Source organism: Rhodococcus oxybenzonivorans (genome assembly GCF_003130705.1).
Lineage (GTDB): Bacteria > Actinomycetota > Actinomycetes > Mycobacteriales > Mycobacteriaceae > Rhodococcus_F > Rhodococcus_F oxybenzonivorans.
This window is the reverse complement of record NZ_CP021354.1, coordinates 4110492-4132677: the sequence shown is the minus strand read 5'-3', so window position 1 is coordinate 4132677 and position 22186 is coordinate 4110492. Positions and strand designations below refer to the sequence as shown.

Genomic DNA, 22186 nt, shown 5'->3' with positions numbered 1-22186 from the left:
GTCAGGCTCGCAACCGGAAGCCGCGGGGCGTCGGCGCGAACCCCGCCTCCGTGAGAATCGGCGCGAAATCGCTGCCATGGATGGTCTCGCCGTCGACCTTCTCCACGACGATTCGGTCGATTCCCCCACGTTTGACCACTCCGGCGAGAGCAGACGCCGCAGTGCGTAGTACACCGGGATCGTCGGTGAACGTCAGAACTGTTCGCCCGCCGCGTTCTACGAACAGGATCAACTCGCCCTCGACCAGGACCACGAGGCCGCCTGCCTTGCGCCCGGGGCGATGACCTGGTGCGTCGTCGCCGCGCTTCGGCCATGGCAGCGCCGCGCCGTACGGGTTGGCGGGGTCGCTGGCGGCGAGTGTCACGGCGGGCAGCGACGTGTGCCGGCCCTCCAACGAATCACCGTAACTGCGCAACCGGTCCACGACGTGGGGAGTGGAGAATTGTGCGCCGCCGAGCGACTCGACGAAGTGCCCACGGCGGCACCGCCCGTTGTCCTCGAAGGTGCCGAGCACCCTGTACATCAGAGCAAATCCACCCGGAACGTTCTCGGTCGTCACGGATCCGCGTGTCACCACGCCGTAGCGTTCGAGGAGAAGTTCGGCAGTAGCGCTGGCACGCAGGGTGGCATCCGTCTCGGCGCCCGGAAGAATCGACCACCGGCCACCGACAGTGGGCGGCGCCGTGCGAACCGGGGTCGCGAGGCTGCGGTACGCACGGGCGCGCGGTGGGCGCCGCGGTGAGCGATGGCTGGTGGTGGTTCTCGACGTGTCCGACAGGAGAGCGCGCAACGGAGCGAGGGTGTCGTTGCCGATGTGCCCGAGCCACACGAGATCCCACAGAGCAGTGGCCAATGCACTGTCCTCGGACATCTCCAGCGTGTCGGCGAGCTGACGGAAGAAGTACGCACCGCCGCCGGACAGCGTGTCCAGGATCCGACGCTGCAGGTCGGACAGATCCGACTCGGCGGGGGTCGTCAGCGTCAGGGGGGCGGTGTCGGCCGGGTGAAGACACACCCACCCGTCCTTTCCCGAAATGTTTCCCGCGCCCGACCACAACACCTCTCCGGTGGAGGTCAGCTCGTCGAGCATGGCGGGGGAGTAGTCGGCGACGCGGGACGGCAGGATCAGCGACTCGAGCGCCGACGCGGGAACCGGCACGCCGGCAAGCTGTTCCACAACTGTGGCGACTCCGTCGATTCCGCGCAGAGTGCCGCCGACATGTTGCCAACTCGGGAGGAAGCGGCCCAGGGTGGCAGTGCTGACGGGCTCCACTTCCTGGCGGGCTGCAGCGAGTGAACGCCTGCGGAGGCGACGGAGGACCTCCGAGTCACACCACTCACTACCGGAGGCACCAGGGCGGAATTCCCCTTCCATGACCCGTTTTTCCGAGGCGAGTCGTTGCAGAACGTCGCGGGCGACAGCGGACCCGATGCCGAAGCGCCCGGCCGCATCACCGAGCGAGAATGGTCCGTGGGTGCGCGCGTATCGGCTGAGCAGGTCACCGAGTGGGTCGTCGACGGGTTCGATGAATGCGGCCGGCGTACCGATGGGCAACGGAACACCCAGTCCGTCTCGCAGGCGCGCGGCGTCCTCGATCGCCGTCCACCAGTGGGCGCCGGCGAAGGAGACCGCGAGCGCGCGCTTGGCGCGAACCAGTTCGTCCAGCCACGGTGTGGGATCCTGCGTCGAGCGTGCGGTGACATCCTCCGTGGTGAGGGGGCCGAGAATGCGGAGCAGGTCGGCCGCGCCTTCGAGGTCTCTCGCCTTGCGGTCCGGGAGAAGGCGCTGCAATTCCAGCTCCGCTTGCGCGATGACATCGGCGTCGAGAAGTTCGCGCAGCTCGACACGGCCGAGCAGTTCTGCGAGTAGGGCAGAATCGAGGGACAGGGCGGCGGCCCGGCGCTCCGCCAGCGGGCTGTCGCCCTCGTACATGAATTCACCGACATAGTTGAACAGCAACGCGCCGGCGAAGGGCGACGGCGACTGTGTCTCGACCTCGACGATGCGGATCTGCCGCCGCGCCATCCGGCGGAACAGATCCTTCAGCGCCGGAAGGTCGTACACATCCTGCAGGCATTCGCGCACGGTCTCGAGCAGAATCGGAAACGTCGGGTACTTGCGGGCGACGTCGAGGAGCTGCGCCGAACGTTGACGCTGCTGCCACAACGGCGCCCGTTTTCCAGGATTGCGGCGCGGCAACAGCAGAGCGCGAGCGGCACATTCACGGAACCGCGAGGCAAACAACGCCGACCCGCCCACCTGTTCCGTGACGATGTCCTCGATCTCGTCGGTATCGAAGGCGAAGAGGTCTGCCCCGGGCGGTGTGTCCTCCGTGTCGGGAAGGCGGACGATGATGCCGTCGTCCGATGCGGTCGCGTTGGAGTCGAGACCGTGGCGCTCGCTGAGCCGGGCACTGACGGCCAGCGCCCACGGTGCGTGCACACGCTGTCCATAGGGTGAGTGCAGGATCAGACGCCAGTCGCCGAGCTCGTCGCGAAATCGTTCGACCACCAGTGTGCGATCAGTGGGAACCTGACCGGTGGCGGTCTTCTGTTCGTTGACCAGCTGAACCAGATTGTTCGTGGCATTGCCGTCCAGACCCCCTGTGAGGCACCGTTCCTTCACCTCCGTCTCGTGGCCGAGCGAAATTTCCCGGAGGAACTGTCCGAGCGCCTCACCGAGTTCCGCCGGTCGGCCGAGGCCGTCGCCGTGCCAGAAGGGGAGACGGCCGGGCTGACCGTACGCCGGGCTGACCAGCACCCGATCGAAGGTGATGTCCTCGATCCGCCAGCTGGTGGCACCGAGCGCGAAGACGTCCCCGACCCGAGACTCGTACACCATCTCCTCGTCGAGTTCGCCGACCCGAGAAGCTTTTTCGCCCACCATGTAGACGGTGAACAGTCCGCGATCGGGGATGGCACCGCCCGAGGTGACCGCGAGACGTTGCGCGCCGGGACGACCCGTCAGTGTGTTGGCTTCGCGATCCCAGACGAGTCGGGGGCGCAGTTCCGCGAACTCGTCGGAAGGATACAGCCCTGCCAGCAGGTCGAGCGTGGACTCGTAAGCCGAGCGCGGCAAGGAGGCGAAGGAGCCACTGCGGCGGACCGTCTCGAACCAGTCGTCGACGTCGAGCGGTTCGAGTGCGGTGGCCGCAACGGTGTGTTGAGCGAGGATGTCGAGTGGGTTTGCCGGCACCGCGAGTGCTTCGATTTTGCCGGTCACCATGCGTTCGACGGTGACGGCGCAGTGGATCAGGTCGGTGCGGTGCTTGGGAAACACGACACCGCGGGAGATCTCCCCGACCTGGTGTCCGGCGCGGCCCACACGTTGCAGGCCGCTCGCCACCGAGGGCGGAGCCTCCACCTGGACCACGAGATCCACTGCACCCATATCGATTCCGAGTTCGAGGCTGCTCGTCGCGACGACACAGCGGAGCCGTCCGGATTTGAGGTCGTCCTCGATGAGGGCTCGTTGATCCTTGCTGACCGAACCGTGGTGAGCCCTCGCGAGCAGAGGGTCGGCGCCGAAGTTGACCTCGGAAGGGGTGCCGATCTGCGAGGCGGGCTTCGGGTTCCTGTCGACGTCGGCACCACTACGCTCGGCATAGATCTCGTTGAGTCGTGCGGTAAGTCGCTCCGCGAGCCGCCGCGAGTTGGCGAACACGATGGACGATCGGTGTGCGAGGACGAGATCCACGATCTGTTCCTCGACGTGTGGCCAGATCGACCCGGACTGCGGAGTCGACGATGCCGAGCCCTCGGCAGGCTCGGCGAGACCCAGCTCCGTCATGTCCTCGACGGGAACCTGAACGGTAAGGTCGAACGTCTTCGGTGACGGTGGAGCGACGATCCGAATCGGCGCCGAACCGGAGAGGAAGCGTGCCACTTCTTCGTGCGGGCGCACCGTCGCTGACAGTCCGATGCGCTGCGCGGGGGTGTCGAGGAGCCGGTCGAGTCGCTCGAGCGACAGCGCCAGGTGCGCCCCACGCTTGGTTCCTGCGACAGCGTGAACTTCGTCGACGATAACGGTATCGACCCGGGTCAGCGTCTCCCGCGCCGACGAGGTGAGCATGAGAAACAGCGACTCAGGTGTGGTGATGAGGATGTCCGGCGGATTCTTGATAAGCGCGCGGCGGTCGGCGGGCGGGGTGTCGCCCGAGCGGACACCGACCGAGATCTCGGGCGGTGTCAGGCCGAGCCGTTTCGCTGTCTGGGTAATGCCGACCAGTGGGGCGCGCAAATTGCGTTCGACGTCCACGCCGAGTGCCTTCAGCGGTGAGATGTACAGAACCTTGGTGGACCGGTCCTTCTCGCCCGTCGCCGCGAGCTGGTCGAGGGACCACAGGAAGGCTGAGAGGGTCTTGCCCGACCCCGTGGGTGCGACCACCAGCGTGTTGGCGCGGCTGGCGATCGATTCCCAGGCACCGAGCTGCGCGTCCGTCGGCGCGGGGAAGGCGCCGTCGAACCACTCCCTGGTGGCGGCAGAGAACTTGCCGAGGACTTCGGTCACCGTTCCATAGTGCACCGGAGGTCCGACAGACACCGCACGTCTGCCCGAACGGCCGAGAGGACGACAGGTGCAGATGGAAAAGTGTGTCGGAGCGCTGAGATAGGTTTCGCACATGAGTTCGACTGGGGGGTCGGCGGAGAGCCGGGTGGCGGGGCAGCTGTCGCTGCTCACCGCTGCGGTGGACGGGTTGCTGGGCGCCGACGTGGTGGGATTGTCGGACGCCGAGGTGGTCGACGCGATCAGGAACCTGGAACGCGCACTTCGCCGCGCCGGTGCGGTGTCGCACCGGCTGGTTGTGGAGAGCGTGGAACGGTCCCTGCCCGCATCCTTCGGCTACCGTTCGCCCCACAAATTCCTGGTCGACGTCCTGCGTATATCCGCGGCCGACGCATCAGCCCGGGTCAGCGCGGCCCGGCAACTCGGGGTGTGGCACGCCTCGACCGGAGAATCTCTCCCGGCCGCTCTTCCGGATACCGCGGCCGCGCAACGGAATGGCGACATAGGCGCCGATCATGCCCGAGCCGTGTCGAGAATTCTGCGCAAGATCCCACACGCGGTCGACGCCGACGACACCAAGGCCGCGGAATCGACTCTCGCGCGAGTGGCTCGTGACGGGACGCCCGAGGACGTCGAGCAGGCGGGGCACCGACTTCTCGCGTATCTGAATCCGGACGGGAATCTCGGCGACGACATCGACCGCACCCGCCGCCGGGCACTCACCCTCGGCCGGCAGGACACCGAATTGATGTCGCGAATCTCCGGTGAACTCGACCCCACGGCGCGGGCACTGCTCGATCCGATTCTCGCCAAGTGGGCGCGACCGGGCATGAACAATCCGGCCGATCCATCCTCGCCCACCGGCGATGCCGAGCACCCCACTGTGGATTCGGACGTTCTCGCCGCCGCGGCCGCCCGGGACACGCGCACCACGGCGCAACGCAACCACGACGCGTTCAGTGCCATGTTTCGAGCCGTGCTGGAATCAGGAATCCTGGGCCGGCACCGGGGTCTGCCTGCCACCACGATCATCACCATGACGCTCGAGCAACTCGAGAGGGCGATCGGAGGGGTTGCCACCACAGCCAGCGGGGGCCTTCTACCGATCGAGGATGCGTTGGCGCTGGCCGAGCAGGCCCACCCGGTCTTGGTGTTGTTCGACCATGACGGCCGTCCCCTGCATCTGGGACGCCGCCGGCGTCTGGCCAGTGCGGATCAGCGGCTTGCATTGATCGCCGCCGACGGCGGATGCACCCGCCCAGGATGCGCGACGCCGGCCAGCATGTGCGCGGTCCACCACGTCACGGACTGGCAGAAAGGTCGTACCACCGACATCGACGGCCTCACTCTAGCTTGCGATGCCTGCCACGCTCGGGTCGATGACAGCGCCGCCGGGTGGGTCACCAGGACTGCTGAGGGTCGATATCCCGGCAGGACCGAATGGATTCCGCCACCGCACGTCGACCCCGACCGAAGGCCTCGCATCAATCATCGCCATCATCCCGGCGAGTTGATCGACCACGCACGGCGTGGAATGCGTGCACCACGAGAAGGGGGTGATGCTGTGCCGTAGCGAAGTTGTGGCCGCTGCCAAGCTTGGTCAGACGACATCGGAATCTGCGGACGCCGGCGCGAACGGCCACGGCACTTCGACCGTGTCGGGCGGCAGTGCGGCCGCCGCGGCATACGCACCGATGACGCACGCGAGCAACACCACTGCCACTGCGCGGACGATCCTGAACACGTTGACTCGCTTCGGTCGGAGGGCCCGGCTTCGCAGGGCAATCGTCAGACCGTAGACGAAGGTACCGACACGTCGGAGTGGGACGGTCAGTCGCGGTTCAGGCGTTCCAGCAGTGCGGCTTTGATTGCGGGACGTCCGGCGGCGACCAGAGTGAAGGTAGCTTCGCGCATCAACCGCTCGGCGGTATTGCCCGCGATCAGAGCGGAGCTGCCCTTGGCGGTGACGAGCGCCGTCGCGGTCCGCACGGCGAGTTCGGATGCCCGTGCCCGCGCGTCGGCGATGTCGGCTCTGCCCTCCAATGCCGCGTTGAGGTCGAGTCGTGCTCGGGCAGCTTGCTCCTCGAACGGGTCCGAATCGACTCCCAGAGTTTCGAGTTCGCTGATCGCGCGGCGGGTGATGCCCATGGCCATGCACCCGTTGATCCAGGAGCCGAACAGTTGGCTCTTCGCGAAGTCGTCGGGCGAGACGACGGCGCTTACCAGTTCGCCTGGCACTGCGAGGCCGTCGAAGGTGAGGCGAACGGTGTTGGAACCGCGGGCGGCGATCAGCGGTAGGTCTGCTGCGGTGAGCCCGCGAAGCGGTTGGGCGGGAATGATGACGTGCACGATGGTGTCGTCGAACTCGTCGCGGGCCGAAACCTGAAGCAGGTCGACGATGCCCCAACCGGTGACGAACGGTGCGACGCCGTCCAGCACGTACCCGTCCTCGACCCGGCGCGCCCACAGCGTGGGTGGTACCGGAATGGCTCCGGCCAGCGCGACTCCGGCTCGCACGGTGCCGTCGACGAGCCCGTCGAGGTACCGTCCCTGCAGGGTGGTGTTGGGTGAGGCCGCAAGACCGGCGACCACTCCGTGATGCTGCATCCACGTGAAGGCGGTCGCGAGGCACCCGCCGCACAATGTTTCCAGTACATCGACCAGGACGGACGGTGTCACGCTCTCGTCGTCAGGCGCTGCGAGACCGTAGAAGCCGTCGGCGGCCAAAGTCTCGAAATGGCTGTCGGGGACCTCACCATCGGCATCGACGCTGTCCGCCACCGGGAACAGGACGTTCTCGGCGATCTCTCGCGCCATTTCGGCCCAGTTGCTCACGTCCCGAGCGTAACCGCTCCACCGGCGCGATCAGGTGAACTCGACACCCTGCGCCAGCGGCAATTGGTCGGAGTAGTTGACGGTGTTCGTGGCGCGACGCATGTAGGCCTTCCAGGCATCGGATCCGGATTCCCGTCCGCCGCCGGTGTCCTTCTCTCCGCCGAACGCCCCGCCGATCTCCGCCCCCGACGTGCCGATGTTGACGTTGGCGATGCCGCAGTCTGAACCGTCCGCGGCGAGGAACCGCTCGGCCTCACGCTGGTCGGTGGTGAAGATGGACGACGAAAGCCCCTGCGGGACTTCGTTGTGCATCGCGATGGCCTGGTCGAATGTGTCGTAGGTGAGGGCGTAGAGGATGGGTGCGAACGTTTCTTCCCGCACCACCGATGTTTGTGCCGGCATGCGTACCAATGCGGGTGAGACGTAGTAGGCGGGGTTGTCTGTCCCGCGACGTTCGCCGCCGCAGATTACTGTTCCGCCGTCGGCACGAGCTTTGTCGAGGGCCGTCTGCATGGCGTCGAATGCCTGCGAGTCCACGAGGGGGCCGACGAGTACGCCGTCGTCGAAGGGGTTTCCGACCGTCAATGTTCGATAGGCCGCGGAGATCCGGTTCAGCAGCTCGTCCGCGATGGAGGAGTGCACAATCAACCGGCGGAGCGATGTGCAGCGCTGACCTGCAGTCCCTGCAGCCGAGAAGACGATGCCGCGCACAGCGAGGTCGAGATCGGCTGACGGGGCCACGACTGCGCCGTTGTTGCCGCCCAATTCCAGCAGGCTCTTGCCGAAACGCGCGGCAACCCGCGGTCCGACGGCGCGGCCCATCCGCACAGACCCGGTGGCACTGACCAAGGCGACCCGGGCGTCGTCCACCAGTTGCTCGCCGACGTCCACGGATCCCTGCACCAGTGCGTGCAGGCCCGTGGGCGCTCCCACATCGTGTGCGGCCTGCGCCAGCAGGGCGTCGCAGGCGATTGCCGTCAGCGGAGTCTTCTCCGAGGGCTTCCATACCACGGTGTCCCCGCACACCAACGCTATCGCCGTGTTCCAGGACCACACCGCGACAGGAAAGTTGAAGGCGGAGATCACACCGACGACACCCAGCGGATGCCAGGTCTCCATCAGGCGGTGCCCCGGACGTTCCGATGCCATCGTCCTGCCGTACAGCTGCCGGGAGAGACCGACGGCGAACTCGCAGATGTCGATCATCTCCTGCACCTCGCCCCGCGCCTCGGAGGGAATTTTTCCGGCCTCGAGGGTGACAAGTTCCGCCAGGTCGCGTTCGTGTTCTGTCAGTAGCTGTCCGAGCCGCCGCACGACGGCACCACGCTGGGGCGCCGGAACCGAGCGCCACGTGAGAAAGGCCTCGTGTGCCGCGGAGATCGCCGCGTCGACGTCGTCGGCGCTACTCGTAACGACCGTCCGCAAGTCGGTTCCGGTGATGGGGCTTCGGGCCACGAGTGCACCGCTGGGAGCACCGATGTCGGCACCGCACCTGATCAGTGCTTCCTCGGCGCGTCGGCGCAACTCCTCGGGGGCGGGAAGGTTCACGATGCTGTCCTCTCTCGGGATCTGTCCTGCTGCTCCTGATAGAGCGCGTACGGGTCGTGCACGGCCCGGCCGAGTGTCTCGGCGAGCCAGGGTAGGTGGTACCGGGCGCCGCAGTCGACCTCGGCGCGGGTACAGGCGTCATCCGTCGGCGCAGGGAGGAAGTCTTCGTACACGATCGGTTCGGCGATGTGCCGGCCACCCTCGCGTCGATACGTGAAGTACGCCATCCCTCGACTGTCGAGTTCGGCTTCGGTGCGCGGGAACCGGCGCTCCCACTCGGCCGCGTCGGCGTCCGCGGCAGCCAACCGGTCGTAGAGCTCGCGTCCGGGAGGCGTCAGGGCGAGGCCACGAGCCTCGGCCCCCGCGAAACTTTCTCCCACGACTGTTCCGCCGCTCGAGATGAACTGGTGGGGCTCCGACATCGCACGGAACGAGGTCTGACGGAGGAGAACGGCGGGCCCATCCCACTTGGGAGGTTCCTGAATGCCGTCGACCATCGTGAAACCCAGCGCCCGCATGCGGCGGCTCAACTCGTCGACGTCCAGCACGCGGGGCCTGAGGGCGTGGATATGGGTGCCGGCGCTTGCGCCGACTACCGCGGCGACCGGCGACACCGCTTCGAGCTCGGAGTACCACCCCTTGTCGACCGGTAGTTCCGTCCGCGCCAACACCGTGGCCGCGAGTGACACGAACCGCTCGGCCGAGGGAGCAGTCAAACCTTCCTCTTCGGCGGCGAGCGCGGCGAGATGCAGAAGCTCCGTCGGGAAGAGCGACCGCCCGGCGAGAAACCTTTCGAGGCGTGCGTGCAGATCGGCGTCGAAGAACCGGTGATCCGCAGTCGTGAGCACCGAGGTGAAAATGCCGAACGGGTTGTGGTTCAGTTCGAACGAATCGATCGGACGGAAGGCGGTCCCGACGACGGGTAAAGGGGTGGCGGCATCGCGCAGGTCGTAGAAGCCGACGGGGTGCATCCCGAATCCGGCAAACAGTATCGCGGCCTGACGGATTTCTGCGGCACTACCCAAGCGGATCTCGCCGTGCAGCTCCGCGGTGACTCGATCGAGGCTGCCCCATCGCTCCGCCTCCGCGGGCTCGCGTGCGGCGAAATCGGCGTTGACCTCCCCGGTCACCTGTCGGAGCGTAGTATAAATCGGTACCTCACGGCTGTACATTACCGACAGTGCACGGGCGAACCGGGCTCGGAGCTCCCACGTTTCAACCATGACGCACCTCCGCTGGGCTAGCCTGCGCTGGTGGTGGAATCTTTTCGCAGCGACACACCCCATACTCCTCTCGATGACATCGATCGGGTTCTGATGCAGGAGTTGGTTGCCGACGGCCGTGCGACCCTGGCGACTCTCGCCGAGAAGGCGGGATTGTCGATTTCTGCGGTCCAGTCCCGGGTCCGCAGGCTCGAAGCCCGAAAGATCATCCGCGGGTACACCGCGAAGATCGACCCCGAAGCGCTGGGGCACGGTTTGTCGGCGTTCGTCGCCATCACCCCTCTCGATCCGTCCCAACCGGACGATGCGCCTGCCCGTCTGCGCCACTTGCCCGCCATCGAGGCGTGTCATTCGGTGGCGGGTGACGAAAGCTACGTTCTGCTGGTGCGGGTGGCGTCCCCCCGGGAACTCGAACATCTTCTTCAGGAGATCCGCGCCACCGCCAACGTACACACCCGCAGCACGATCATTCTCCAGACATTTTACGACAGCTAGCGGACTCACCGTATGTTTTCTCGGTTGACATGCGTATGGCAGGAAATATGACGTAATCTCTCGATATGAGCACAGCGATTCGATTTCCCGGCGGCGGGGGCGAGTTGTCCGCCGACCAGGTCCAGGACGTACTGCGTGCGCGCATTCTGGTCGATGGTTTCGACCTGGTGCTCGATCTCGAGCAGTCTCGAGGAACGCACCTCGTGGACGAGCGGGACGGAACGGACTACCTCGACATGTTCGGGTTCTTCGGTTCATCCGCGCTCGGCATGAATCATCCGGCGCTGGCAGAGAGCGACGACTTCCGCGAGGAGCTGGTGGAAGCGGCGATCAACAAGCCGAGCAACTCGGACATCTACACGGTGCCGATGGCGCGCTTCGTCGACACCTTCTTCCGCGTACTCGGGGATCCCGCACTGCCGCATCTGTTCTTCGTCGACGGCGGCGCCCTCGCGGTCGAGAATGCGTTGAAGGTGGCCTTCGATTGGAAGAGCCGATGCAACGAACGCCGCGGAATCGACCCGGCGCTCGGAACGAAGGTGCTGCATCTGTCCGAGGCTTTCCACGGCCGAAGCGGATACACGATGTCGCTGACGAACACCGAACCGGGCAAAGTAGCGCGATACCCCAAATTCCAGTGGCCGCGGATCGACGCCCCCTACCTGTCCGAGGGACGCGACGTCGAGGTGGCCGAGCGCCGTGCCCTGGAACAAGCGCGGCGCGCGTTTGCCGACAATCCCTCCGACATCGCATGTTTCATTGCCGAGCCCATCCAAGGCGAAGGAGGCGATCACCACTTCCGGCCGGACTTCTTCCAGGCGATGGAGCAGTTGTGCCGTGAGAACGACGCCCTCTTCGTTTTCGATGAAGTGCAGACCGGGTGTGGAGTGACCGGAACCAACTGGGCGTATCAGCAACTGGGTGTTCGCCCCGACGTCGTGGCATTCGGCAAGAAGACCCAAGTGTGCGGAATCATGGCCGGTGGCCGGGTGGACGAAATCCCGGACCACGTGTTCGCAGTGAGTTCCCGCATCAACTCCACCTGGGGTGGCAACCTCACCGACATGGTGCGGTCGCGCCGGATCCTCGAGGTCATCGAGGACGATCGCCTGGTGGACCGCGCCCGGTTGACAGGGGCGCACCTTCTCGAGCGGCTCCGCCAGCTGGCCGCGGCAGTGCCAGAGATCACCGAGCCTCGTGGTCGCGGTCTGATGTGCGCGATCAGCCTGCCGACGACATCTCGGCGGGACCAAGTGGTCACGGCACTGCGAGAGCGCGAACGGGTACTTGTTCTCCCGACAGGTAAGTGCGGGATTCGGTTCCGTCCTCCGTTGAACGTCACTACCGCAGAACTCGACGCCGCCGTCGATGCGCTGGGCCGAGTGGTGGGCGGTACCGTCGACGGATGACCCCCATTGCGCTCACCTCCGTGCCCAACCTCAGAGACGTCGGCGGATATCGGACAGAGAGTGGGGCCAAGGTGCGCACCGGCGTGTTGTATCGCTCGACCGATCTCGGTCGGGTAGCGGACACAGACATGCCGCTACTCGCGGACCTCGGAATTCGGACCGTCTACGACCTCCGTACCGCCGACGAACGCGAAGTCGCACCCGACAAGCTCCCGGACGGGGCCCGAGCAGTTGCCCTGGACGTTCTCGCCGACAAGGGGATCCGATCGATCCCCGCGCAGATGCTCCACGTGATCGCCGACCCGATGATTGCCGAACGTGAACTCGGCGGCGGCCGGGCGATCGAATATTTCGAGGGCAGCTACCGTGATTTTGTATCGATGCCGAGCGCGGTGTCGTCGTACCGGGAGCTCTTCCGGGACCTTGCGGCGGATGACAGCACACCCGCCCTCGTGCACTGCACCACCGGCAAAGACCGGACGGGATGGGCTACTGCAGCCCTGCTGCTGTTGCTCGGTGTCAGTGAAGAGGACGTGTTCGACGACTACCTGCTGACCAATGAACTTCTACTGCCGTCCTTCGCCGGGGTCTTCGAGAAGTTCACCGATGCAGGTGGAGACCCCTCGTTGCTGGAGCCGGTGCTCGGTGTACGCCGGCAATATCTGGAGGTGTCCCTCGCCACGATGCGGACGTCGTTCGGAACAATCGAGGGTTATTTCTCCGACGGCCTGGGCCTCGACGCGGAGCGTCAGGCGTTGCTGCGGGAGCGCATGACTGCGGAGTGAACGGCGAGGCCGATTCCTACACCTAGCGTGTCCGCAAGCAGATCCCACACGGATCCGTGTCTCCCGATCGGCAGAATGCCCTGCAGGACCTCTGTGACCACAGCGAACGCTGCGAGCCACAGCACCGTGACCCGAACCGGCAGCAGTGCGTAGCGGGAGGCGCCTGCGAGCGCCGCGAACAGCAGGGCATGCACCACCTTGTCGGCGTGTTCGGGACCCGTCGGCGTTGCCGAGGCCGGCGACAGCAGCATGATCAGCGCCAACCCAGTGAGCGCGACTACGGGAACGGACCGCATCGTCACCGCTGGACCGTCAACCCCAACGCGCCCTCCGCGAAGCGTTGTACGGCATCGGCGCCACTGGCAAGGGCGGCGTCGTGCCCGGTCCGAGCCCATCCCGTGAGCACCGCGGTATCACCCGATCGAGTCAGTCCGACCTCGGCCAGCATCTCACCGGTGTTGGGTTGACAGATCGCCCACGAATAGTGCTCGTCGCTCGACCACTGCGCGGTCCGTCGGGCGATGTAGTCGGCGTCGTCGATACCGCCGTCGGTGAGGGCCGGCCGGTCGTCGACCCGTTCATCCGCGCGGAGTGCCCGCAGATACCAGCCGCCGGCATTGACTTCGACGGGTTCCATGTCAGCGATCCCGCTCGCGGTCGTTCCGCGTCCCGAAAAGGATTGCTCCGGCGGCCGGGATCATCAGAAAGAACAACCAACTGTTGTCGACCGGGACGACGAAGAACAGCACGAGCGCCACCAATGGGATCACCGACATCACGATGCGACGCCAGTTGTGGTCACCGTCGGGTTTCGTCGACGTGGGGCGCGGTGTGGCCGGGGCGGCGACGGCGGGAGTCGGGAGGTCTGCGAACACTCGATCGAGCTCGCCGCGGGTGGTCGCCCCGGCCACGGTGGCACTGCGCTCGTCGAACTCGACGACCGTCAGGCGGCCGGCCGCGAAATGCTCGCTCAGCAGGTCGAGGGCCTGCTCACGTTCGGCCGTGCCGATACGGATGTCGGGGAGGTCGGACATGTGAGTGATCTCGGACCTATTTGAGTTCGGCGAGGACGGTGCCTTGGGTGATGGCGGCGCCGGGTTCGACGGTCAGTCCGGTGACGATGCCGGCCTTGTGGGCGTTGACCGGGTTTTCCATCTTCATGGCCTCGAGGACGGCGATGAGGTCGCCCTCGGCGACTTCCTGGCCTTCCTCGACGGCGACCTTGACGACGGTGCCCTGCATCGGGGCGGTGACGGCGTCACCGGACGCGGCGCCCCCGCCGGCGCCGCCGCGGGTGCGGGCCTTCGGCTTCTTCCGGACGGCACCGTTACCGGTGGTGGGGGCGCCGAGGCTGAACTGGCCGGGCAGGGACACCTCGACGCGGCGGCCGCCGACCTCGACGACCACGTTCTGCCGGGGCCCGGAGTCGTCCTCGTCGACCGGTTGGCCGCCGGTGAACGGTTCGATCTGGTTGTTCCACTCGGTTTCGATCCACTTGGTGTAGACGTCGAAGCCGGTGCCGTCACCGATGAAGGCGGGATCGGAGACGACGGCCCGGTGGAACGGGATGACCGTGGCCAGCCCCTCGACCTGGAATTCGGCGAGGGCGCGGCGGGCGCGGGCGAGGGCCTCGTCGCGGGTGGCGCCGGTGACGATGAGTTTGGCGAGCATCGAGTCGAACTGGCCGCCGATCACCGACCCGGTCTCCACACCGGAGTCCATCCGCACCCCAGGGCCGGTGGGCGGGACGAACTTGGTGACCGGGCCGGGGGCGGGCAGGAACCCGCGGCCGGCGTCCTCCCCGTTGATCCGGAACTCGAAGGCGTGCCCGCGGGGGGTGGGGTCCTCGAGGATGTCGAGCTTCTCGCCGTTGGCGATCTTGAACTGTTGCAGCACCAGGTCGATGCCGGCGGTTTCCTCGGTGACGGGGTGTTCGACCTGCAGGCGGGTGTTGACCTCGAGGAAGGAGACGGTGTCGCCCTGGACCAGGTATTCGACGGTGCCGGCGCCGTAGTAGCCGGCCTCTTTGCAGATGGCCTTGGCGGAGGTGTGGATCCGGTTGCGTTGGTCGTCGGTGAGGAACGGGGCGGGGGCCTCCTCGACGAGTTTCTGGAAGCGGCGTTGCAGGGAGCAGTCGCGGGTGCCGGCGACGATGACGTTGCCGTGCTGGTCGGCAATGACCTGCGCTTCGACGTGGCGGGCCTTGTCCAGATATTGTTCGACGAAGCATTCACCGCGGCCGAACGCGGCGACGGCCTCGCGGGTGGCGGAGTCGAACAGTTCGGGGATTTCCTCGATGGTGTGCGCGACCTTCATCCCGCGGCCGCCGCCGCCGAAGGCGGCCTTGATCGCGACCGGAACCCCGTATTCCTTCGCGAACGCGACGACCTCGTCGGCGTTCTTGACCGGGTCTTTGGTGCCGGCGGCCATCGGGGCCTTCGCTTTTTCGGCGATGTGGCGGGCGGTGACCTTGTCGCCGAGGTCGCGGATCGATTGCGGGGAGGGGCCGATCCAGATCAGGCCGGCGTCGATCACGGCCTGGGCGAAGTCGGCGTTCTCGGAGAGGAAGCCGTAGCCGGGGTGGATGGCGTCGGCGCCGGACTTGGCGGCGGCGTCGAGGATTTTGTCGAACACCAGATACGATTCGGCGGAGGTCTGCCCACCCAACGCGAATGCTTCGTCGGCCAGGCGCACGAACGGGGCGTCGGCGTCGGGTTCGGCGTAGACCGCGACACTGGTGTACCCGGCATCGGCGGCGGCCCGGATCACCCGCACTGCAATCTCACCGCGGTTCGCGACGAGCACCTTCGTGATGTGCGCGCTGGCATGACTGGGCACTGAGCCTCCTGTGGTTCATGTGGTCGGTCGCCGCGGTGGTTCCGTGAAGTCGCACCAGCGGTGGGATACGGGCATCACTTCGGAGTCTAAGCACTGAACCGAACGCGGTCGTCACCGGATCGAGGTTTTCGTCAGGGCTTCAGCGACACTTCCCGCCCTACCGACGGGTAGGTTACTGCAACCTGTTCTAGTTGCCGCCGAAGGCTCGCCACCCAGGTGTGGACGCTCGCCGCAGCGATGTCGTTGCCCGGATATCGGACCGCCAGATTGACTCCCCGAGGTGTGCGATTGATCCATGCATAGACATCGTGGGTGTATTGCCGGCTTCGCAGCGCCCGGGCATTACGGTCGACCCACTGGCCCGCATCCGGGACGAATCGGACGTCCATGTAGGAGACGACGAAGCGCGGCCGGATGGGGAGGTGGAGTTCTCGCTCGATCCGGTCGAACGGGACGACGGCGATCGGCTTGGTCCGGGCCGTGTTCGCTTCCGCGGCGCGGGCCACCTCCCCGAACTCGTGGGAGGGGAGCTCGAAATCGACCGGGCTGAGCCCGACGAACCATCCGAGCGCCGACGCCCACTGGGGCGCATGCCGGGTGTGGACCGGCGTGATGGTGCGGAAACGTTGCTGCCCGGCGACTTCCGCGCCTGCCAGGCCCAAGCACGCCAGGAGCCCGGAGAAGAACCCCACATCGGCGTCTCTGCAAGCCGTAGAGAAGGCCGCTGCCTGATCGGCGTCGAGAATCCACGCCGACAGGTTTTGCTGCGCATCGTGCGTGCGCGGCCCGATCTCGAGAGGGAACTCCGGCAGTCCTCGATCGGCCAGAGCACCCCGCCACACGTCGAGTGCCTCGCGCTGCACGTCGGCGTCGGCAGGTGACTCCCGCTCGTCCCGCCCGAAATCGACGTAACTACCGACCGGAAACAGGTTGGCGGCCCGACCCGACAGGATTTCTTCGTACAGCGCCGTCAACTCGTGCGCGACCAGCACGATCGAGAACCCGTCGATGATCGAGTGGTCGGCAGCGAAGAACACGGTGAACCGATCGCGCTCCACCGGTTCGAGCGTCGCGAACACATAGGAAGGCCAGCTGTGCGGAGACGCGTACTCGTCGAACAGTTGCTGGAGGTGGGCGAAGTTGTCACCGCCCGCAGCGTCGTAACCGTGGCTGATGACGCCGATGTGTAATCCGCCGGCCGGTACTGTGCGCCGTCGGATGGTGTCGTGGGCGGGATCGAAGGAGGTGTGTGAGCGCAGCACCTCGTGCCGGTCGGTCCACTTCTCGAGTGCAGACTGAAAAGCGGCGACATCGAGGCGGCCCTCGATCTCGAAAGCGGTCCCGAGCCAGGACTCACGCCCGTCGGCAGCGGCGCAGCGGCGCAGGTGCGCCTCGTGGATGTACGACGCCGGGCGTGGATCGTCGATCCACGCCGAGCGCGCACACGGCAACCACTCGGTGAGAGCTCCCACGGGTATGGGGTAATCGGCGAGTTCTGTGAATTCCATAGGCTGTCGGCTAAGTCGGCCTAGCCGCGCAGATGCCGCTTGATGCGTGCGAGCATCGCGGACATGCCGCGCAACCGGAGCGGGCTGACGGCGTCCGCCAGCCCGAGGGCGGAGTAGAAGTCGTCGGGTACACCGAGGATCGTGGCCGTGCTGTGGCCGTCGAGACCCTGCTGAAGGATCGACGCGAAACCGCGCGTCGTCGGCGCCTCCGGGGGTGCGCTGAAATGCAGTCGCACGTGCTCGGGGTCGGAACTGTCCACCGACAGGAACAGCGGCGACTGGCACTCCGGCACGGGCTCCATGGCGTCCTGCTCGAGTTCGGCGGGCAAAGGTTGCAGTTCACGGCTGAACTCGAGCAGCAGCTGCAGCTTGTCGGAACCGTCGACGGCAGCGAAGTCGTCGACGATCTCGGCAAGCGAATCGGGCATCAGTGTCATGACGACGAGCCGGGGACCTCGCCCGGCTCCTCACCCCTGACGATGGGAACGCGCACGGTATTGCCCCATTCGGTCCACGATCCGTCGTAGTTGCGGACCTCCGGGTAACCGAGCAGGTGGGTGAGCACGAACCAGGTGTGACTCGAGCGTTCACCGATACGGCAATACGCGACTATGTCGTCGGCGGCGGACACGCCGCTGTAGATCTCGTTCAATTCCGTGCGGGAGCGGAAACGACTGTCCGGCGCCGCCGCCTTGGCCCACGGAATGCTCTGCGCACTCGGGATGTGACCGCCGCGCAGTGCACCCTCCTCCGGGTAATCAGGCATGTGTGTGCGCTCGCCGGTGTATTCCTGAGGAGAACGCACGTCGATGAGCGGGCCCTTGCCGAGGTGGGCGAGCACGTCGTCCTTGAACGCCCGGATCGGGGCGTCGTTGCGTTCCACCACCGGGTAGTCGGTGGGAGTGATGTCGGGTACGTCGAACGCGGTGTCCCGGTTCTCGGCGATCCACGCGTCGCGGCCACCGTCGAGGAGGCGGACGTCCTCGTGCCCGAAGAGGGTGAACACCCAGAGCGCGTATGCGGCCCACCAGTTGCTCTTGTCGCCGTAGATCACGACGGTGTCGTCGCGGCTGATGCCCTTCCGGCTCATCAGCTCCGCGAACTTCTCGCCATCGATGTAGTCGCGGGTGACCGGATCGTTGAGGTCGAGGTGCCAGTCGACCTTCACGGCACCGGGGATGTGACCGACGTCGTAGAGAAGGACGTCTTCATCGGACTCCACCACCTTGAGGCCGGGCGCTCCCAGATGTGCGTTGAGCCACTCCGTCGACACCAGCCGTTCGGGGTGGGCGTACTCGGCGAAGGAGGGCGTGGGATCTGGCGCTACGGGCACGGGCGGGCTCCTGCGGGATTGACGACGGGGCAGACTCGGTGGGACGAAAGCCAATTCTAGGCCGACGGCTCGAGTTCGTCCGAACGGCGTTCACAGTAACCGACCGGGGGTTCGCCGCAGCGCGTTCGGCATGCGGAGATTCGCCCCGTGAACGGAGGTTTCATGCCCGACATCTCGACCCGCGCCGACCTGGAGTTGCTGCTGCGGCACTTCTACGCACGGGCGTTCGCCGATCCGATCCTCCGAACAGCGTTCGACACACTCGCGACCGTCGGACTCGACGACCATCTCCCCGTGATGTGCGACTTCTGGGAGTCGGTCCTTCTGGGGTCCGGCAGCTACCGCGGCGGCGTCCTCGCCGTCCACCGCGCGCTGCACGGCCAGCACGGGTTCACCGCCCGGCACTTCGACCGATGGGTCGAGTTGTGGACCGCCAGTGTCGACGACCTGTTCGGCGGCGAGGTCGCAGGCCGTGCACGGATGCGGGCGGTCGACATCGCGCTGACCATGCGGCAACGCATTGTCGATCCGTCCGACCGAGCTGGGCAGGCGTCAGATGACGGGAGTGCCCTCGAGGTGCAGCTGGGTGGTCAGTTCGGCGATGGGTGCGACACCGTTCTCACAAATGTTCAGCATGATCTCGCGCAGCCGTTCGAGGAAGTCGGTGACCGCACGCCTTGCCGTCGGGGTTTCGGGGAATCGGGAGCGCAGCGCAAGGCCCCTCCCTGTTCGTGAGATCCAGAATTGTGCGTCGTCGGCCACCGTCACGTTGCTGATGTGGTGGGCGTTCAACTCGTCGTGATCGTCGGTGCCCGGGAGTCGGCGGTAGTCGATGTAGGACACCATGAACACGTCCGTCCGGGTTCGCCGGTACGCGTCGCCGAGCGATTCGCGGACCTGGGCCATCGTGACGCCCTTCAAGGTCAGGGCGGTGCGGAAGGACGCATGCGTGTGCGCCAGCGAGGACTGGAAGTCGCCGTCGGGGGTCACCTCTACGGTCAGGGGGGCACTCGTCGTGAGCCATCCGAGTGCGTTTGCCCACTGCGGGTCCTGGCGAATGTGCAGCGGAAACTGCAGCGGCATCCGGGATGTGCCGTTGATCGACTGGACAGCCAACCCCATCGCGGTAAGCGTGCCGGTGAACAGACTTCCGCCGGAGTCGAAGCAGATCTCCTCGAAGCGTTCGGCGTCGGCGGTGCCCAGAAGCGGGCGGACGTCGGCGCCCTGCGGTGCGGGTTTGCCGGCTTCGACACCCAGGTCCAACGGGAAACTCGGCGCGGTGCCGCCGCACCGCTCGTAAAACCGTGCCCATTCACGAACCCGGGGGTCACCCAGCTCGGTGGCCGGCGTCTCGGCCTCGAGTTCGCAATACCGCAGGAAGCTGCCGGGAGCGCCGAGTCCCTCGGTCAACTCCGCCGCGGTGATGCCGCGGGACACGCTGTGCGACAACAGCTTCTGGTAGATCTGTCGGAGTTCACCCAGCGCAATGACCAGCGAGTAGCCGTCGACCAGGGTGTGGTCGAAGGCACTGACAACGGTGTAGTGGTCGTCGCGCTCGATGGTCGCAAAGAGATACGCGGGAAACGTCAACGGATCGCAGGCCTCGGTGAAGCGGCGTCGCAGGTGGTCACGAAGCTCGTCCGGTGACGACGTGAGCACCGGATCGGAGGCGACCACCGAGGCGAGGGCGGGGTCGAGATCGACACGCATCAACGCGTCGGAGGTGACATCGAACCCGGTCTGCAGGGTGTCGTGACGCCGGATGAAGTGAACGAGCGCGAGTTCCAGGGCCTCTTTGTCGAGCCGCCCCGGAAGATCGAAAGCCGCTGCCATCCATACACTCCGGCCGATACCGTGGGTGCGCGCGGTGTCGAGGTGAAATAGCTGGTTGTAGGACGGCGGCACCGCCGACTGCGACACCACACCCGGGTCCACGGACCATTCGGTCACGATGCCGGGTTCGAGCATGTACTTGTCGATGGACGTGACGTGCACTAGCGCACCCCCTCCGGCGAGCGGTAATCACCCTCGCGGGCTACGGTTTTCATGATGGTCGACAGGCGTCCGGCATAGGCGGCGACGGAGCGATGTGCTTCCGGGGTATCGGGATGGGAGATGGCCATCCACGTTCCCTCGAGGACCCGGTTGATCCAGATGGAGGCGATCTGAGTTGCCTTCCCTCCCACGATGCCGGTGGCGCGGGTGGACGAGAAGTTCTCGGTGTCGGGCAACCTGCGTCCGTCGATGTACGACACGATCGGGGGAGGGGTGAGTGTCGTGTGCTGTGACAGGGTGCCCGGGCCCGAGGCGGCCAGCACCGTGTCGATCACCTGTTGCACCGACACTTCGCCGAGTGTCTTACCAGAGCGATATGCCTCTTGCGCGCGCTGCGCGAGCCCGGAAAACGTGGTGGCGCCGTCCAATTCGAATCCGACCGGAACAAGATTGATGAACCACCCCTGTGACCAGTAGAACTGCGGATCGTTGCGGGTGGTGACCGGGGAGAGCGCCATGTAACGGTCGCGTCCGACGAGCTCGTGTTCGGTGATGGCCAGTGCCGCGAACACACCACCGATGAAATTGGCACCGTTGGCCTTGCATGCGACCCCGAACAGTTCGCAGTCCCGTGCGTCGGCCAGCTCGAACCGGCTGCCGATGGCCGGCTTCGGCGCGTCGGACGCTCCGAGGTCGAGGGGGAAGCTCGGGAAGCTTCCTCCGTTACGGGTGAGGTGACCGATCCAGCCGTGCACCTCCGGAGACGCCATCGTCAATGTCGCGGCCTTCTCACGCTCGCGCCGACTGTAGTCCACGTAGCTGCCGGGGTCCGGCAATTCCGGCTCCACGCCGTCGAGTTCGGCCTGGTAGATCATTCTCGTCTCGGCGAACATCAGGATCATCGACTGCATGTCGGTGTGCGCATGGTCGATCGCGTGGAAGAGAGTAAAGCTCTCCTCGGCGTCGGGTGCGTCAGTCGCGTAGTGCTCTACTGCACCGAATACGAAGGCCGGCCAGGCGAGTGCACTGGTGTCGTTCGCGAAGCGCGCCGCGACGTGGTCGCGTACCTGCTCAGGCCTGTCCAGAACGGCGCCCTCGGCTGGGGCGAGGTTGATGGACTCGGTCGGAACGACGTGTCGCCGAATGGGATTCGTGGTATCCGTGGGATCTGCTACTGGGTCGGCGAACGAGAACCAGCTGTGGAGGGTGTCGTGCCGCAGAACGTACCGCTCGAGGGTTCGCGTCATGGCGGCCCTGTCGAGTCTGCCGGGGAAATCGAACGCGATACCGATCCAGGGGGACTGCGTCTCCCCGTTCTGCGCGGCGAGTCGTGCCCGCCTCAGGTGTCGTTCCTGCATGGTGGTCGGCAGGGCAGGGTCGACCGGAGCCTGTGCAGCCGCTCGTGCACTCATGTCCGTTACTTTCCACTCGACGACCCTCCCAGGCTGTGGTCTCCAGTGGGTGATCAAGTTCAAGTCCATCGAGCGGCTCCTGAGGTTGTCGAATGTCGAGGTGTGCGAGTTCGGTCGTGCACGCGCGTCTCGCAACAGGATGCGGCACTGAGTGCCTTACCGCGAGAGGTAACGGAGTACGGAGATTGATTACAGGTCGGTTTCTGCCCAGTCAAGTGTCGATCAAACGCCCCCTACGCTGCAACTTCCTGGCGTACTATCTCGGTTTTTTGAGCTACCTCACAACCCGCGGCACACA

At 66.1% G+C, this 22186-nt stretch carries 19 protein-coding genes; 4 read left to right on the top strand and 15 right to left on the bottom strand.

The genetic code is table 11. From position 1 onward, the window contains the following. Position 1 precedes the first annotated feature (1 nt). The gene (locus tag CBI38_RS19500; RefSeq protein ID WP_204164773.1) at positions 2 to 4510 is read right to left on the bottom strand and encodes an ATP-dependent helicase; all 4509 of its coding nucleotides are present in this window, start codon (positions 4508 to 4510) and stop codon (positions 2 to 4) included. A gap of 112 nt (positions 4511 to 4622) precedes the next feature. On the opposite strand from CBI38_RS19500, the gene CBI38_RS19495 reads away from it, so the two are divergent. Then, the gene (locus tag CBI38_RS19495) at positions 4623 to 6080 is read left to right on the top strand and encodes an HNH endonuclease signature motif containing protein (RefSeq protein WP_109331377.1); all 1458 of its coding nucleotides are present in this window, start codon (positions 4623 to 4625) and stop codon (positions 6078 to 6080) included. Positions 6081 to 6107: 27 nt separating this feature from the next. Here CBI38_RS19495 and CBI38_RS37935 read toward each other — a convergent pair whose 3' ends face one another. From CBI38_RS37935 to CBI38_RS19480, 4 genes are all read right to left on the bottom strand, one after another. Next, positions 6108 to 6251 (bottom strand): hypothetical protein, encoded by a 144-nt coding sequence (locus tag CBI38_RS37935; protein ID WP_162603256.1) that lies wholly within the window; start codon positions 6249 to 6251, stop codon positions 6108 to 6110. An 86-nt stretch (positions 6252 to 6337) separates the two neighbouring features. After that, positions 6338 to 7342 carry an acyl-CoA dehydrogenase family protein gene (locus tag CBI38_RS19490; protein WP_109331373.1) on the bottom strand — a complete coding sequence of 335 codons (1005 nt, stop codon included), beginning with the start codon at positions 7340 to 7342 and terminating at the stop codon, positions 6338 to 6340. A gap of 30 nt (positions 7343 to 7372) precedes the next feature. Further along, complete coding sequence (gene amaB / locus CBI38_RS19485) at positions 7373 to 8890, bottom strand: L-piperidine-6-carboxylate dehydrogenase (RefSeq protein ID WP_109331370.1); 1518 nt, start codon at positions 8888 to 8890, stop codon at positions 7373 to 7375. After that, entirely contained in the window at positions 8887 to 10113 is a 1227-nt protein-coding gene (locus CBI38_RS19480) for a 2-oxoadipate dioxygenase/decarboxylase family protein (RefSeq protein WP_109331369.1), read from the bottom strand. The genes amaB and CBI38_RS19480 overlap by 4 nt, the downstream gene beginning before the upstream one ends. Positions 10114 to 10143: 30 nt before the next feature. Here CBI38_RS19480 and CBI38_RS19475 point away from each other — a divergent pair, with 30 nt between their 5' ends. The 3 genes from CBI38_RS19475 (at position 10144) to CBI38_RS19465 (ending at position 12802) form a co-directional block, all read left to right on the top strand. Next, positions 10144 to 10608: an Lrp/AsnC family transcriptional regulator gene (locus tag CBI38_RS19475; protein ID WP_109331368.1), complete on the top strand. Its 465-nt coding sequence runs from the start codon at positions 10144 to 10146 to the stop codon at positions 10606 to 10608. Positions 10609 to 10673: 65 nt separating this feature from the next. Then, positions 10674 to 12017 (top strand): L-lysine 6-transaminase, encoded by a 1344-nt coding sequence (gene lat, locus CBI38_RS19470; RefSeq protein ID WP_109331367.1) that lies wholly within the window; start codon positions 10674 to 10676, stop codon positions 12015 to 12017. After that, positions 12014 to 12802, top strand: coding sequence for a tyrosine-protein phosphatase (locus CBI38_RS19465; RefSeq protein WP_109331366.1), 789 nt, complete (start codon positions 12014 to 12016; stop codon positions 12800 to 12802). The genes lat and CBI38_RS19465 overlap by 4 nt, the downstream gene beginning before the upstream one ends. Here the strand turns inward: CBI38_RS19465 and CBI38_RS19460 are convergent. From CBI38_RS19460 to CBI38_RS19415, 10 genes are all read right to left on the bottom strand, one after another. After that, positions 12766 to 13098 (bottom strand): VanZ family protein, encoded by a 333-nt coding sequence (locus tag CBI38_RS19460; RefSeq protein ID WP_109331365.1) that lies wholly within the window; start codon positions 13096 to 13098, stop codon positions 12766 to 12768. The two genes, CBI38_RS19465 and CBI38_RS19460, sit on opposite strands and share 37 nt — an antisense overlap. Before the next feature lie 2 nt (positions 13099 to 13100). Then, positions 13101 to 13439 carry a GNAT family N-acetyltransferase gene (locus CBI38_RS19455; RefSeq protein WP_109331346.1) on the bottom strand — a complete coding sequence of 113 codons (339 nt, stop codon included), beginning with the start codon at positions 13437 to 13439 and terminating at the stop codon, positions 13101 to 13103. Position 13440: 1 nt separating this feature from the next. Then, positions 13441 to 13836 carry a DUF1707 SHOCT-like domain-containing protein gene (locus tag CBI38_RS19450; protein WP_109331344.1) on the bottom strand — a complete coding sequence of 132 codons (396 nt, stop codon included), beginning with the start codon at positions 13834 to 13836 and terminating at the stop codon, positions 13441 to 13443. A 16-nt stretch (positions 13837 to 13852) separates the two neighbouring features. Continuing rightward, positions 13853 to 15640, bottom strand: coding sequence for an acetyl/propionyl/methylcrotonyl-CoA carboxylase subunit alpha (locus CBI38_RS19445; RefSeq protein ID WP_109331343.1), 1788 nt, complete (start codon positions 15638 to 15640; stop codon positions 13853 to 13855). A gap of 131 nt (positions 15641 to 15771) precedes the next feature. Continuing rightward, a complete protein-coding gene (locus tag CBI38_RS19440) occupies positions 15772 to 17148 on the bottom strand; it encodes a condensation domain-containing protein (protein WP_109331342.1) in 1377 nt (458 codons plus the stop codon). 20 nt (positions 17149 to 17168) lie between these two features. Continuing rightward, a complete protein-coding gene (locus tag CBI38_RS19435; RefSeq protein ID WP_109331326.1) occupies positions 17169 to 17585 on the bottom strand; it encodes a SufE family protein in 417 nt (138 codons plus the stop codon). After that, a complete protein-coding gene (locus tag CBI38_RS19430) occupies positions 17582 to 18481 on the bottom strand; it encodes a sulfurtransferase (RefSeq protein ID WP_109331325.1) in 900 nt (299 codons plus the stop codon). The genes CBI38_RS19435 and CBI38_RS19430 overlap by 4 nt, the downstream gene beginning before the upstream one ends. Before the next feature lie 90 nt (positions 18482 to 18571). Continuing rightward, positions 18572 to 18997: a hypothetical protein gene (locus tag CBI38_RS37930; protein WP_162603255.1), complete on the bottom strand. Its 426-nt coding sequence runs from the start codon at positions 18995 to 18997 to the stop codon at positions 18572 to 18574. A 36-nt stretch (positions 18998 to 19033) separates the two neighbouring features. Next, positions 19034 to 20476, bottom strand: a complete 1443-nt coding sequence (locus CBI38_RS19420) for a condensation domain-containing protein (RefSeq protein WP_109331324.1) — start codon at positions 20474 to 20476, stop codon at positions 19034 to 19036. After that, complete coding sequence (locus CBI38_RS19415) at positions 20476 to 21957, bottom strand: condensation domain-containing protein (protein ID WP_109331323.1); 1482 nt, start codon at positions 21955 to 21957, stop codon at positions 20476 to 20478. The genes CBI38_RS19420 and CBI38_RS19415 overlap by 1 nt, the downstream gene beginning before the upstream one ends. Positions 21958 to 22186: the final 229 nt, after the last annotated feature.

Bases quoted from the DNA above. Each gene is read 5' to 3' on its own strand.
- CBI38_RS19495 (WP_109331377.1), top strand. From the start codon at position 4,623: ATGAGTTCGACTGGGGGGTCGGCGGAGAGCCGGGTGGCGGGGCAGCTG.
- CBI38_RS19480 (WP_109331369.1), bottom strand. From the start codon at position 10,113: ATGGTTGAAACGTGGGAGCTCCGAGCCCGGTTCGCCCGTGCACTGTCG.
- lat (WP_109331367.1), top strand. From the start codon at position 10,674: ATGAGCACAGCGATTCGATTTCCCGGCGGCGGGGGCGAGTTGTCCGCC.
- CBI38_RS19465 (WP_109331366.1), top strand. From the start codon at position 12,014: ATGACCCCCATTGCGCTCACCTCCGTGCCCAACCTCAGAGACGTCGGC.
- CBI38_RS19460 (WP_109331365.1), bottom strand. From the start codon at position 13,098: ATGCGGTCCGTTCCCGTAGTCGCGCTCACTGGGTTGGCGCTGATCATG.
- CBI38_RS19455 (WP_109331346.1), bottom strand. From the start codon at position 13,439: ATGGAACCCGTCGAAGTCAATGCCGGCGGCTGGTATCTGCGGGCACTC.
- CBI38_RS19450 (WP_109331344.1), bottom strand. From the start codon at position 13,836: ATGTCCGACCTCCCCGACATCCGTATCGGCACGGCCGAACGTGAGCAG.
- CBI38_RS19440 (WP_109331342.1), bottom strand. From the start codon at position 17,148: ATGGAATTCACAGAACTCGCCGATTACCCCATACCCGTGGGAGCTCTC.
- CBI38_RS19435 (WP_109331326.1), bottom strand. From the start codon at position 17,585: ATGACACTGATGCCCGATTCGCTTGCCGAGATCGTCGACGACTTCGCT.
- CBI38_RS19415 (WP_109331323.1), bottom strand. From the start codon at position 21,957: ATGGACTTGAACTTGATCACCCACTGGAGACCACAGCCTGGGAGGGTC.